We start from the raw sequence: 15,335 nt of genomic DNA, 5'->3' as shown, positions 1-15,335 counted from the left end.
TGAAGGTTGTTCTGTCATCGGAGTGGTCTGTGTACATAACCTTATCCAAAAGGAGAGATGGTTCATGAGTCCAAAAGGTCCAATGTCCCGTTTAGGCGGAATCGTTGTAATTGGTGCAATGTCCGCTGGATTGCTTGCAGGTTGCGGGGGAGAAAAAGCACCTGCTGCAGGGGAAGGTAAACTTCCCATTTCCATCTCTTTAATGCAGGTAGGAGATATACCGGCCAAGGAGAACGGGATTGAAAAGAAGATTGAGGAATATACAAATACGGATGTCAATGTACAGTGGATTCCGCAGTCTGCTTTTGATGATAAGGTGAATGTTATGGTTGCTTCAGGCGAGATGCCGACCATTATGCGTGTGAATTATGTACCGACCACATTTAATGCCGCCAAAACGGGACTGTTCTGGGAACTGGGGCCTTACTTGAAGGATTATAAAAATCTGTCTGCCCAATCCGATGCTTATTTTAACAATATCAAAATTGAAGGCAAGGTCTACGGTATTCCGAACTTCCGGGATATTGGACGGACTGCGATTGTATATCGCAAGGACTGGTTTGATACGTTGAAGCTGGATATACCCAAAACGCTGGATGACTGGTATGAAGTGATGCGCTCTATTCGTAAGGATGACCCTGATGGGAATGGTAAGGAAGATACGTACGGTGCACTGCTTTTCAAAAAGTATAATGAGGGTGTCTCGTCCCCACTGACGCGGATTGCTGTAAGTATTGGGGGCGTCAACAAATGGGGTGTGGATGATGCCGGGAAACTGACCCCGGAGTTCCTGACCACCGAATATGTGGATACAATGAAACTCTTCAAGCGACTGTTCAGCGAGGGACTTATTAATAGTGATTTCCCTGCCCTGGACCCTTCTGATGCGGACAAAAAAATGGATTCAGGCCTGGTTGGCATGAAGCTGAATGGTGTGGCTCAGAACGGAAAGTCCTCTCAGCAGCGGCTTACACCTAACGCTCCAGATGGGGAGATCGATGTGGCTCCATTTCAGGGAACCGATGGTATTCGCATCGCCGGGGAGCCAGGGAACTACGGAATGCTGGTTATCCCGAAGGCATCCGTTACGGACGAAGAGCAATTGAAGCAGGTTCTTACGTTCCTGGATCAGTTGATGGATGAGGAATTGAGCGCGTTGCAGCTCCGTGGGTTGCTCGATGTGCATTACACCAAGACTGCGGATGGGAAAACCGAACTCAAAGATTTTGACGCTTATCAGCGTGAAGTGAAGCCATACCGGGATAATCTGTTAAGTATTGAAGGTTATAATGTACCTGAACTGGTCGATGTTCCAATTGGTATGAAAGGTACAAAGATGGCGCGTGAGAATGAGCAGTATGCCATTGCCAATCCGGCACTCACCTTGTCTTCGGCGATCTATACCGAGCGTGGTCAGGAGTTGGATCAGATGATCTGGGATGCCCAGACCAAGTACATTATGGGTAAAATCGATGATGCAGGTTGGGAGCAGGAAATCGCAAGCTGGAGAAAAGCTGGTGGTAATCAATTGATCACGGAATTGGAAGCATCCTACAAGGAATTAAACGGAAAATAAAGCTGGGGGAAATAAAAAAGGTTGATCAAATGGAATGATATGGTTTATTCTATGAGTGAGTTCATTTTTCAATATCATAAGAAAGACCACATCCTTAAAGCATAAGGCTATGAATCTGCGGATTCATGGCCTTTTTTTGTGTTTTAGGCGAATGAAGTGGGTCTATGGAAGGAGGGGCGCACGCCTTGAAGTGATGGGGATGGACGAAAAATAATACCAATAGCCTAGGTCGACATGGTAGAATATTGATTATTATGGCAAATTTAGGTTTTGGTTGTGAAGAGAAGTGACTAGGTTGACTAAGTAAAGCATCCCCATACTAAGGTACATAGGAGCGTGAGTAGATTGAAGAAGCAGATTAAAGGACACGAGAAGAAGAAAAAACGGAACGGTTGGATCGTCGGGTTATTAACGACAGCTGTATTGGCAGGAACACTATTGCCCGTTGGCCCCGTACATTTGACGTCAACAGCGAATGCTGCATCGGGAACAAGTGACACTGCCCTTAGCAAGTTCAAGGATATCAAGGGCCACTGGGCTCAAGCAACAATTGCCAAAGCGTATGAAAAAAACTTGATCTCTGGATACCAGGATGGAACGTTTCGTCCTAATGGCAAAATCACGCGTGGAGAATATGCGACCATACTTGCCCGTGCGACTGGATTGGAGAAGGTAGAGGGGCAGAATCCCTTTGCTGATCTCAAGGGACATTGGTCTGAAGCGGCGGTTAGCCAACTTGTCGGACAAGGATTCATTAATGCTGGCGATTACGCCAAAGGGTTCAATCCAAATGCTGAGCTGACACGTTACGAGATGATGAAGTGGATTGCCAATGGACTGATCAAGTCCGAGAGCAGCTTCCAGGATGCTTTTAACGAGACGAAAAATACACTGCTTCCCACACCGGAAGTGAACCGCGGCACCATTCGTGCTGAGCAGATTCCGTATCTTGCTCTCGTTCGTGGGACAGGTATTGTCGGTGGATTCCAGGATGGCACATTAAAACCTGCAGATTCCACCACTCGTGCAGAAGTATCGGCCATTTTGCTGCGTTATATGGATGTGGAGGGCACGGATGCGGGGAAGTACAGTGATCTGAATGAGATGAGAGAGGTCGGCACGACGGGTACGAATTTAACGACCATTAGTAATTATTTTTATACTAAAAATTCTGTCAAAGTAAGTGATATATCGAAAGGAGATATAAAACTTTCTAACAAATCAGGAGTGCTTACACTTCATAGGTTTATTGTGGTGAAGGTTCAGAATAGTAAACCTCAAGGAGTATATAGCAAACTTTTTGTAGAACCCAATATTTCGAGTGGCGATTATTATCTAACATTTGCTGATTTATCTTTTATATCAAATACAGATAAGTCAGATTTGATTACCTACAGTGGTGGTTTAAATAACGGATTACTAAGTTTTAGACGTCTAGATTTAGAATTTGCTGATAAGAACGGATTCAAAACTATTCCTAATAGCCCTAAAGAACTCATCATAAAAGGGAAAAAGGTTAGATTTTGGACAAGGTCAACTCTAGATTTCAAAAATGGATCGTATCATGTTAAAGCTGAAGATGTAGGAGAAATGAAAATACAAAATATGTACCAGTAGTGAGGTGATAGCAAGTCTATGAGAAAACGAATGCGGCTGTCCGTATTCATTTGGTCCAGAACATTGCTTGTATTATTCATTATAAGTTCTTACGTGATTGGGCTATCTATAAATGATTTTGTTTACGCTGCTGCTAACGATCCGTACGGTCCAAAATCTATGAAAAGTCCTATTCTAAAATCTATTCAAGCTGAAAAGACAGTTGGTACACCTGGAGTTTACTGGTATCAAACTGATGATGGGAGATTTAGAGCAGATCACAGTGGTGGTCCAACGTATTCAAACAATGCAGGAACTTGTACAACCCCTTATCCTGCTTTGAAAGAGGTACCGGATAGTGTTGACTTTTCACGATGGCCTGCGGTTTCTTGGCCTCAATATAACGGAAATACGCTAACATCCTCTAGTTTTAAGGAAGTAAACATCAAAAGTGTGGAATATAAAACTCAATTTGAACAGGCAACATATACAGGTGTGGGAAGGACAGTGATCACACCTCCAAGTACAGTTGTTGCTATTAAGACCTTAACTGGTGGAAATCACGAATGGACTCAGAATGATCCATTTGAAAATGGGGGAAGAACAACGGCAGGATGTCCTAAGCATAATGTTTCTTATTTTACGCCCATGGACATCATTTGGGAAGGTGATTTGGAGGAAGAAAAAGAAATCGATGTAACTCCAAATAAAACCCTTACCCTAGGTCAAACCCAGCAGATGGAAGCCTTGGTGAAGACAAAGGGCTATGGTGCGACAGCCTTTGGTGGGGGCATCGACGTATCCCGAAGGGAAGCAGAGATCAAATGGTTTTCTTCTGACGAGACAATTGCGAGTATAGAGTTGAAAACAGGGATGTTAACCGCCGAAAGTCCGGGCACGGTCACTGTGCGTGCGATCTGGAACAATGGTACATATCTGATCTCGGATACTGCCACCATAACAGTCACGTCTGAGCCAGGACTCGTGGTGAATTTGCCGAACGCTTGTAAAGCCAATACAACACCACTACAGGCAGAAGCCGTTCTAACCAAACCGGATCGCTCTGTTCATAAACTGACGGCTCACCCCAAACTGACGTGGCAGAGCTCGAATCCGGCTGTGGCAACGATCGGTGCTGATGGCAAAATCACGACAAAAGGGATCGTGGGTAGCACTACCATAAAAGCTCATTTTCTTGATTCTGCTCAGCAACTGGATGAACAAGGGACTCAGGTGCTTGAGGTGAAGGACTGCACGGATAATGGAGAAGGTGGTAATGATGGCGATCCGGGGGGTGACCCTGCGAACACTTGCCCCATGACCATCAGCCCACCGAGTAGAGGCACGGTTATTGAAGCATCGGTTATGGACCCGTCTGTTCGAGGTGTGTTGAAGGCAGACGATCGGGGATCTGAGAAGTTCGATGTTACCCGTGGTATTCCGACTTCGGAAGATCTCTATGCCAATGTTTTAGCCAAGGAATATCTGTTTCAGCACCGTTGGGTTAACATGACAGGAACGGTGACTTACACCGTTAAAGTGAAAAGGGTTTATCATAAAACCTGGACGATCCCGGGAAGAGCATCTAGTGGTGAGGGGGATCCAGGAACACCTCCTCAGCCGAGAGAACGTGATGTGCCTGGGGATAAAACGATGCAAGTAACAAGGACATATAGCTATTGGCAGATCGATAACCTGGAGGTATACAAGTTAAATGAGGCTAAGGTCTCTAACTATGCATTAGGCGGTTATGGTGACACCGTGACCCTTATGCCCAATGCATATACACCACCGACTTTGCAATCGGCTATGGATACTGCGGTTACCAGTCATGTGAAACCTGCACCATGTCGAGAAATTGATCTTGGCATCAAAGGGGTCCCAGGTGGTTCTACTGAACCCTCTACGCCAGATGAAACGTCATTGTTTCAATCTGAAGCTGAAGCGGAGGTTAGAGAGAACACCGTTAATAACGACAAGGTAACCTTTAATGGAGCGACAATTGTGGATCCTGCTCCTGTGACCAAAACCGCTCCGCAACCGGGAAGTATCCCCCAACCTAGCATGATCGGAGACGATGTTCTGTACCAGAACCGTCTGACGATCAAAAACACATTGTTGAACAAAGCTAACCAGCCAACCACGGGTGAGATTACGTATGGACTTCTCCCTGGCAATGTTAACGGAGGGCAGGATCAGAAGTTCCCCATTCTGGGCATTAACTCGGTGACAGTACATACTCCAGTTGTGAACTACGCCTGGGTGTCAGATGATCAGCCGCATAATCAGAAGACTACGCCTGATCCGACCAGAGCTGCACTTATTTTAGAGCGTCCGTTTATTGTACGGATCCCAACTTCAGGGCAGCATCTGGATGTAGCGAGTTACCCTGGTTATGGAAACCATGATTATGCGAAATATTTCCGGATCAAACAGGTTCGTTTCCCATTCGATGTCTATAACGGTGCCAGAAGTCAGTTTATTCCGTCCATGACATGGGTAGATATTCCGGTAAATCAGTTGGACACTCCTTTTTATCTTCCTGTATGGGTAGATGAAGGGAATTACCGGGTCGAGTTTCGAAATATCGCCGAAAATGCACCTGCAAACTTCACAGAACAACAGGATGCCAATACAAATCTGACTCATCATGTCGCAGCAGATACCGTTGCTGTAGAGGTTATCGGACGATTGTATGATTTTCACATCACCGATATTTCAGACTACAACTGGGAGAACGTGTTCCGTAAGCGGATGGGCAGCCCCGAACCAACGGGTGTGAGCTACTGGATCGGAGGAAACAGTATAGACGGAGATCCCCGAGGTAATTTGGCTCCCTATGTCCTGCCTATTCGTCCCGGTAGTCATCCGGTACAGGGGTTCCGAAATGCTGCAGTGAAGACGGGTTACCATTTCAAGTTTGATCTGAAAACCAAGGGTAATATGTTTGGGAAACAGGATGGTATCCGAATCACGCCGACGTTCTCTTTTGTGAGTAAAGATGGCACCACCCGGCAAGAAGTGGATTTATACTACCATCGAGGACAGGAACGACTCATTCGTATCGGATCGGTACAAGATTTAGAAAAACGCTTTGTTGTGCTGAACTCACGGTTGCGGAATGTCGCAAGTACGGAGTTAGGTGATACAGCGCGTTATCAGTATACCTATGAACTGTCAGCGGAGGAACGCAATCAGGGTACAATGACGGAACATATGGTTCGTTTCGTGGATCAGACCTCTCATCATAAAACGTGGGTAGGTCGTTATGACTGGATGATTCTTCCTTCACAGATCCGTACACTCATTGGCCCAAAAACAGATATTCCCTCCAGTGTTAATGTGGATCGGGCGAATGCAGCGATTCAGCGCTGGTATGGGGAATATAGCTTGCCAGCAGATGTATATGCAGTACCCAAAGGAACCGATCTCGAGTCACTTGCCAGACAAAACCAGTTGGATGAGAAGACAATGGTATTTCTGAGGGACGGTTACATTGTGGTTAACTTCAATATCGAAACATTGCGCAGTGGCAATACGAATGCACCGCATCTGCAATATATTTATGCACCGTTGATGAATCAATGGCAAATGGAAGGTTTTGATAACAGCCCGGTAGATGGTCAGGGGAGAAGCTGGCCGATGCAAGATGGGGACGTGGTTTTGTACCATGCGGATCAATCCAGCCGGAATGATTTCCAATCCCAGGTACCGCATTAGGGAGATATCGTTTTACCCATAAAGAAGGCAGGCGTCATGTGAATCTACATGACATTTGTCTTCTTTTTGTGTAATTCGGATTATGGTTGGGCAGCGGAACGGGTATAAAGGGTAAAGAGCACTCGTACCATCCATATTCATCAAATTTTCTCAACGAGAGGGGAACAACACACATGATTGAAGAGGATAAGCAGGAACTATTGATTTCAGTAGATACATACCAAGGAAGAGATTTAGGTGTCACATTAGAAGCACAAACCTGTCACTTCAAAGTCTGGTCACCGTTAGCTGTTCAGATGGAACTACTTCTGTACCCACCTTTGACAGGGGGGAGCCCGGAGGAAGAACCCAATCAACGGAAACAGCAGGCGCTACCTATGCAAAAGAAAGAACAAGGCATCTGGGTTCTGGAACTGGAGGGTGATTTAAACAGCTACCGTTACATGTACAAGCCTACTTTCGAAGATGGACATTCAACCCAAGCTGTAGACCCCTACGCCCGAGCAGTGACCATGAATGGAGAAATGGGTGTAATTGTTAGACTGGAGCATACACATCCGAAGGGATGGAGTGAGGATATTCGCCCAGAATTGACCAGTTCTGTAGATGCAGTCCTGTATGAACTGCATGTACGTGATTTTTCCATTCACCCATCATCTGGTATAACGAATAAAGGCAAATACATGGCTTTCACCGAGACGGGCCTGCGTGATTCGGAGGGCAACACACTGGGGATCGATCATTTGGTTGAACTCGGGATTACCCATGTGCATCTGCTACCTGTATTTGACTTTGCGACGGTGGATGAATCCAGAGTAGATGGTGATACGTCTGATGGCTCCAACTATAACTGGGGATATGATCCGCTCCATTACAATGTCCCGGAAGGTTCCTATGCATCACGTGCAGATGATCCGGAGACACGAATTCGTGAGTTCAAATCAATGGTGCTTGCCCTTCATAACAAGGGAATAGGTGTCATTATGGATGTGGTATATAATCATACCTTTAATACAGCAGGCAGCTCTTTTGAAAAACTTGTACCAGGGTACTACTATCGTCAAAACGCCGATGGGACCTACAGCAATGGTTCAGGTACGGGCAATGAGGTGGCTACTGAACGCACCATGGTTCGCAAGTTTATCATCGATTCAGTCCGTTACTGGGCAGAGGAGTACCATGTGGATGGTTTTCGATTTGATCTGATGGGTCTGATCGACACAACTACGATGAAACAGCTTGCAGCGGAATTGCACACCCAAGTGTCACCTTCCATATTGTTATATGGTGAACCATGGGGCGCACTGGATTCGCCGCTTGGAGATGATATGACCCTAAAAGGAACGCAGCGCGGGGCGGGTTTTGCTGTGTTTAACGATAATTTTCGCGGAGTGATCAAGGGAGACAGCGATGGCATGGGTACGGGATTTGCGACGGGCGCGGACGGGAAAGAAGACGAATTGTGGACTGGGGTCCGGGGAGCCATTCAGGATTTTACGGATGGTTCATCCGAGACGATTAACTATGTAACAGTGCATGATAATCTCAACCTGTGGGACAAAGTTGCACGTACACAAGGAATCCACGATACCTTGAATTTCCTCACCTATGACGAGGATGGAAGTATTCGTGGATGCCAGAGTGTGGAAGAGGCCGTAGAGAAGGCTAAGCCTTACCTGCAGATCGATCCAGAACACATTCTGGAGAATGAGACCGTTAGGCGTTGTCTGCTTGCCAATGGTATCGTTTTAACCTCCCAGGGTATTCCCCTGATCGCGGCCGGAGATGAGTTGCTTCGCAGCAAATATGGGGACGCCAACAGCCACCAGAGTGGAGACGTAGTCAATGCCATACATTGGGAGCAAAAGCAGCTGTTCAAGCCGGTATTTGATTATTATCGTGGGCTGATCCGTCTTCGGCGAGAACATCCAGCCTTTCGGCTTCGTACACGGGAAGAGATCGAGAAGCATGTTCGTTTAATCGAAAAAGGTAATGGGCTGTTAGCGTATGAACTGAACGGTACAGCAGCCAGCGATTCATGGGAACGTATTGTTGTCATCTATAACGCGGCAAAAGAAAACCGTGACATATCTGTCCCCACAGGGACATGGAATGTGATTGTAGAAAAAGGACAAGCAGGCGTTGATATGATACGCACCATACAGGATGGAAAGGTAAATGTGAATGCGATATCCCTAACGGTGATGTATTCGAATTCCTAATGAACGCAATGCTTGCCAAGAATTGAAGGGTACCAACAAAGCATTAGTAAAATCGCTAACAAGGCCACGTTCTAGATATCCAATCAAATCTAATCAAATAAATTGAGATAAAACAAATCCCCCTTTCCCGTAAGAAAGGGGGATTTGTTGATGCGTCAGAAACCAATGCCTTGGTCGCAGGGCTATACATTGTCATGTCTGGAGCTTTTTTTATACTGTGCACCTGTTGGTGCATTTTAATCTCGACCAAATGACATCCTGCAATTTATTCTCGTATATTCCAAACTTTTTTTGTCGGGACAGGTACAAATGCTGTCAATCTATGGCGCTTGTTTTCATATCCTATATTTTGAAAGCGATTGCTAATTGAATACGCAAATTGGACCGATATGATGAGTACAGACAACCCCGGGTTGACAAAACACGTCCCGCTCCGTAACATCGGGACAACACGAAATCAATGGATATAAAGGCGGTGGGAACGATGCCGGAATGGACTTCTTTTTGTTACGAAGGCAACGATCTTGGCTTAACATATACTCGTGCAGCAAGTACTTTTAAATTGTGGGCACCTACGGCACAGCAGGTTTATATATTGATTTTTGACGATGAAGGGCATTACAACGATAGTGGTAAAGTACAAGATCATGAAAATGGGCAGGAACATACTCTGACGCGCGATGCGGACGGAATATGGAGTCTGAAGCTCAGCGGCGATTGGGCAGGACATTATTATATGTACCGAATTATCCATGATAATCAGCGGGTTGAAGTGGTTGTTGATCCTTACGCCAGAGCGGTAACGGCTAATGGGCAACGAACGGCTATTATAGACCCGGAGACCACGAATCCAGTCGATTGGGACCTGGATGTCAAACCTGCTTTTCTACGTCCTGTCGATGCCGTGTTATATGAGTTGCATGTCCGTGATTTCTCCTCGGACCCACATGCAGATATTCCGTATAAGGGAAAATATCTGGCATTCACAGCATCCGGTCTGACGGATAGAGCAGGCAATAGTATTGGCGTAGACCATCTTGCCGAACTGGGAGTCACTCATGTACATCTTCTGCCTGTGGCGGATTATCAGACGGTGAATGAACTTGCTACGGCAGAAGTGGGTTCAAATGTCAGAGCACCATACAACTGGGGGTATGATCCCCAGCATTATAACGTTCCCGAAGGTTCCTACGCTACCGACCCTCGTGATCCGGCAGTTCGAATTCGGGAGCTCAAATCACTCGTTCAATCGCTGCACAGACAAGGCATTCGCGTTGTACTTGATGTTGTCTATAATCACACGTATAGCGTGGAAGAGGGTCCTTTTGAACGGATTGTACCAGGCTATTATTACCGTTATCGGGAGGATGGCACCCTCAGTAATGGTTCTGGTGTAGGCAATGAATTGGCGACAGAACGTCCAATGGTGCGAAAATATATTCTGGATTCTCTCCGATATTGGGCAGAAGAATATCATGTGGACGGATTTCGATTTGACCTCATGGCCCTGATTGATACGGAAACGATGAATGAATTGACACGCGAATTGAAGGAACAGATCGATCCGGCGTTTCTGATCTATGGGGAACCCTGGATGGGTGGAGATTCACCTTTGGACCGTAAAACATTAAAAGGAACCCAGCGAGGTCAGGGGTTTGCTGTATTTAATGATCATTTTCGCAGTGCAATCAAGGGTGATAGTGATGGCAGTGGCAGAGGGTTTGTCACGGGTGCCGGAGGACAGGAATATGAGCTTATTAGGGGATTAGCGGGAGCATTGGATGATTTCACATCTTCACCTGTTGAAGTTGTCAATTATGTAACTGCTCATGACAATCTCAATCTGTGGGATAAAATTGCGACAACAATGAACCTTAGACATGAATTAGGATTTCCCGTATGGAAGGACGGACAGCCCGTGGGTGGAGGGAGTGCTGAGTCCGCGGTAAAAGCAGCAGATCCTTATCGGTATGTGGATGCAGATGATGTTTTGAATCATGAGATGGTTCGTCGCTCGTTACTGTCCTCCGGCATTCTGCTTACTTCTCAGGGAATTCCGTTTCTGCATTCAGGGGATGAGATGCTCAGATCCAAAGCCGGTGATCATAACAGTTATCGGAGCGGGGATGCGGTGAACGCCATCACATGGGCCAACAAATCACGGTTCAGACCAGTGTTTGATTACTATCGTGGTCTTATTCATTTGCGGAGAACACATCCCGCTTTTCGTATGATCGATGCTGAACAGGTACGAAATCACCTTCGTGTTATTCGTGCGGATGGCAATGTAGTTGCCTTTATACTTCAGAATGGTGCGAATCAGGACACCTGGAATCAGATTATGGTCATCTATAACGGAACGGAACATGAGCAGCATGTCGACCTGGGGGAAGGGGACTGGCATGTTGTGGTCAATGATCATCAGGCAGGCACAGACGTGATCGAGACTGTTCGTGGTACTGTTCAGGTAGAACGATGGTCTTTAATGGTACTGTATGACACAGAGCATGCTGGAGGCGCTGAACCATCAACAGTGGAGATTAGTTTTCCTCGCCAGGTATATAGTCCGAAGGAGACCACTCAACTACGAGCGATCGTACGGGACAGTATTGGCAATGTGGTGGAAAAAGCTCCAGTTACCTGGACTTCTTCTGATCCGGATATTATTCAGATCCAGCCTGATGGAACAATCCATGCACTGGAACGAGGGGAAGCTTCGATTACAGTCCACTGTGGGGACATAACGGCAAGCTGTATGTTACAAGTGGATTATCGTCATGCTGAACGAATTGAAATTGTGGGTGAACCTGTCATGTACATGACTCGAATCAGTCGCTTCCGTGCCTTGGTTCTGGATCAATTTGGTCAGCCGCTTCAGGATTCCAATATACGCTGGAGCTCTTCTCATCCAGAACTTGCAGCGGTGAGTGCAGCAGGGATCGTACGTGCGATGACACCTGGAGTAACCCATATTATTGCTGAGGCTGGAGGAATTCGGGCAACGCTTGGCGTAACGATTCATAAACAGATTTCGCGAACCGTCACGCTTCGATACGAACGGGAAGACCAGCATTATGAAGGTTGGGATGTCTGGGTATGGGGCACAGGTATGGAGGACGGAGCCGTACGGCTGGAACAAGTCGGAAATGCCGCCGAAGCCCGCTTCCGCGTTGCTCCGGGTCTGCATCACCTGGGATTGATCATTCGATTGAACGAATGGGAAGCTAAAGATACGTGCGGAGACCGTTACGTGGACATTGTACCTGAAGACGGGGATGTACACATTATTGTCCGTAGCGGATCAGACGAGATGCAGATCATTCGTGAAAGCGAAAAAACAGAGGATCGTAATAGCGCATAGTTTCTTTATTTATAACTTTGAATGTAGTTCGTCAAAACCTTGTTAAATCAGCAGTTGGAAGAGATTCCGACTGCTTTTTTGGTCTGATTATAAGCCGCATAACTCGCCAAAAAATAATTAATTGTCCTGTTTCGTGTTTGAGATCCTCTATCATTGGGGTAAATATAGATATGGCCCACGATTCGGCCAAAGGAAAAAAGACCATCATGGTCTATGAGATAAGCCTCAGTGCTTTCCAACAAATATAATGTAGTGATCCCTTGAAGGAGGATGTTCAATCATGAAATCCAACGGAAAAATGGCTCAACTTACAGCAACGCCAAGAACGGAAAAGAAAGGTGCAGCACTGCGCCTGTTAAGACAAGGCGGACGAGTTCCCGCAGTCGTTTACGGCCCGGGACTTGAAGGTGCTTCAATACATGTAGATGAAAAAGAAATGCTGAAAGTGGCACGCACAGGCCGCTCCGAAATGTTCAATCTGAATGTTGAGGGCGGTAAAACGCTTCCGGTGCTGATCAAGGATCAGCAAGAGCGTAACGGACGTTTGCTGCACGTAGACTTTTTGCAAATTTCCAAGAACAAGCCGATCAGCGTAAGTGTATCGATCGACTTCCAAGGTACAGCGGCCGGCTCGAAAGCTGGCGGTGTATTCCAGACACAGGAGACACAGCTGGAAGTAGAAGGTTTGCCTGCGGATCTGCCAACGTCCATTGAAGTTGATGTGAGCGGATTGGACATTGGTGATCGCTTGACTGCTGCAGATATCAAGCTTGATAAAGGTTTGACACTCGTAACATCACCTGAATCCATCATCGCTTCCGTCATGCCGCCACAAGCGGCTGAGGAAGAGCCAACGGCCTCTGCTGAGGAAGCTGAGCCGGCAACTGAAGAAAAAGCTACAGAAGAATAAGCCAAGCTACGGGATCTTGCCAGATCTCATGTTTAACCAAAACCCAGTCCTAGTGACTGGGCTTTTTTATTTTCCGAGCAAGAGAGTTCAATAGGCACATCGTTCGCATGAAAAATGAGAATGTACTACAATACATGTTAAAGGGTTAGAAAGTAGGTTTAATTCAATGTTTGATCCAACGGTGTATGACAATCTGAAAGTCGGGTTTGAGAATTATCTCTATGATATGGATAACCTGGACGAACGTATTCAGATTACGGGGCGTAAAGATCGGCTGGAGATGGCAGTGATGTCCAGAGAGTTTACATTACAATTCTGTCTCAGGGATCGTCCGGAAGTAACAGGAGAAGTTGTATTAAGCAGTTCCCTTGAGGAGCTTGCAGCGGAGATCCTGGAGACGCCTGGTGCGAATCCGGGTTGCCGCTTGGAACTACGGTTTAGTATGGTTGTGAAGGAGCCTGAGAAGCAGTGCCCAGCCATTCGTTCGATATTACAGAAGAGCTGGCCTGAGCAGAGGATGTGCCAGAGCATCAAGTATATCTTTGATGAACAGCCAATCATGTATAACGTCACGGCTCACGTTTATTTTGACCGCAGTGTGAATGAAGACCAGATGGGGGACATTGCTGAACTCTGTGAGCATATGGCAAATGTGATGAATCAATTATTACAGTTGCATAACCAGTAATTCCGAGAAAAGCCTTGTCTCTTTGTGGAGATCAGGGCTTTTTTTGTACTATTTTTAGAAAATTGTATAGGCTTTCAGGCTTAGGTTTAAGGTCTTTTAGGTTAATGTTTTACGCAAGCGAGTAAGAGAATGTATATTAAAAGGGGGTAAGAGTGCAATTGGACTATACAAAAATGGTGAAATTGCGAAAATAATATTGGGACTAAAGATTTAGTTCTGTACTAAAGGAACTAGTTTTCCTTGCCGATAAAATATCGAAGGGGAGAAACTACATGACAGAGAAATTAATTCGTCTGCTGCGTATACTTCAGGCTATACAAGCAAATCCTGGAATTTCGGCCAAGGAGTTGGCGCTGAAATGCGGTACGACTGTACGCACGATTTATCGTGATCTCCGGATTTTGGATAGGGTCGCCCCGATTATGAATGAAGGATACGGCAAGGGTTACCGATTTATTGGTGAGTTTGCGATGTATCCATTAGATTTTACTGAACAGGAAGCAATGGTTTTCTCCTTGCTCCCGTCCGTAGTTGATACCTCCAAGTTACCTGCTGAGTTTGATTCAGCGTTTGACAAGGTTATGTCGGCTCATACCAAATTAAAATCAAGAAACAGTGACATTGTAGAGAATATTGCGGGAATTATTCGGATGGGCACGCCAGCTTATCGTGAGGAAGGAAAAGACCCTAATTTGCTGATTCCCATTATCGAAGCTATTCTAAGCCAGCAAACCATTCGTACTCAATATCATACGCTGACAAGAAATGAGATCACAGTCCGGGATATCGATCCCTATTATCTCATTCCACGTGATCAACGTTTTTATTTGATTGGATACTGTCATTTGCTGCAAAAAGTTCGATTGTTTCGGATCAGCCGTTTTTTGGATGTGACACGAACAAATGCCGGTTTCGACAAGGGTGATTTCAACATAACACAGTACATGAAGAACACATGGTCTATTGACCGTGGCGACGAAAATATCCATTTCAAGGTAAGATTCTCTGAGAAAGTGGCCCCCTACATAAAAGAAGAAGAAATGTTTGTTCGCCCGCGAATGACGAATATGTCGGATGGGGGATTGTTATTTGAAGTGACACTGAATAGCAGCAGAGAATTTTTGAAATGGTTGTATCAATTTGGGCCCGAGGCAGAGGTACTTGAACCTCGTGAGTTTCGTAGAGAGATACGCAGGCAACTTGTCGAGTGGTTGGAACATTATGAAACCGATGTATCATTGTAAAAATTTTAATCATGGAAA

General features: G+C 45.8%; 8 protein-coding genes. All 8 read left to right on the top strand.

Going from position 1 to position 15,335, the window contains the following annotated elements; genetic code table 11:
- Window positions 1-64: 64 nt before the first annotated feature.
- The 8 genes from MHH25_RS23045 to MHH25_RS23010 all read left to right on the top strand — a co-directional run bounded on the left by MHH25_RS23045 (window position 65) and on the right by MHH25_RS23010 (window position 15,317).
- Complete coding sequence (locus MHH25_RS23045; RefSeq protein WP_083669931.1) at window positions 65-1,576, top strand: extracellular solute-binding protein; 1,512 nt, start codon at window positions 65-67, stop codon at window positions 1,574-1,576.
- A gap of 345 nt (window positions 1,577-1,921) precedes the next feature.
- Window positions 1,922-3,193, top strand: a complete 1,272-nt coding sequence (locus MHH25_RS23040) for an S-layer homology domain-containing protein (RefSeq protein WP_340018236.1) — start codon at window positions 1,922-1,924, stop codon at window positions 3,191-3,193.
- 432 nt (window positions 3,194-3,625) lie between these two features.
- Window positions 3,626-6,892 (top strand): DUF5704 domain-containing protein, encoded by a 3,267-nt coding sequence (locus tag MHH25_RS23035; RefSeq protein WP_340018234.1) that lies wholly within the window; start codon window positions 3,626-3,628, stop codon window positions 6,890-6,892.
- Window positions 6,893-7,065: 173 nt separating this feature from the next.
- Entirely contained in the window at window positions 7,066-9,114 is a 2,049-nt protein-coding gene (gene pulA / locus MHH25_RS23030) for a type I pullulanase (protein WP_340018232.1), read from the top strand.
- 484 nt (window positions 9,115-9,598) lie between these two features.
- On the top strand, window positions 9,599-12,475 hold the full coding sequence (gene pulA, locus MHH25_RS23025) for a type I pullulanase (protein ID WP_340018230.1): 2,877 nt from the start codon (window positions 9,599-9,601) through the stop codon (window positions 12,473-12,475).
- A gap of 280 nt (window positions 12,476-12,755) precedes the next feature.
- Window positions 12,756-13,385: a 50S ribosomal protein L25 gene (locus MHH25_RS23020; RefSeq protein ID WP_036617054.1), complete on the top strand. Its 630-nt coding sequence runs from the start codon at window positions 12,756-12,758 to the stop codon at window positions 13,383-13,385.
- A gap of 166 nt (window positions 13,386-13,551) precedes the next feature.
- The gene (locus MHH25_RS23015) at window positions 13,552-14,073 is read left to right on the top strand and encodes a hypothetical protein (RefSeq protein WP_074096170.1); all 522 of its coding nucleotides are present in this window, start codon (window positions 13,552-13,554) and stop codon (window positions 14,071-14,073) included.
- A gap of 272 nt (window positions 14,074-14,345) precedes the next feature.
- Window positions 14,346-15,317, top strand: coding sequence for a transcriptional regulator (locus tag MHH25_RS23010; RefSeq protein WP_036617058.1), 972 nt, complete (start codon window positions 14,346-14,348; stop codon window positions 15,315-15,317).
- The last annotated feature ends 18 nt before the right edge of the window (window positions 15,318-15,335 follow it).

The organism is Paenibacillus sp. FSL H3-0457 (assembly GCF_037981725.1).
In the GTDB taxonomy this organism is placed as follows: Bacteria; Bacillota; Bacilli; order Paenibacillales; family Paenibacillaceae; genus Paenibacillus; species Paenibacillus amylolyticus.
Note: the sequence above shows the minus strand (reverse complement) of the source record. Positions and strands in the feature narration are given on the sequence as shown.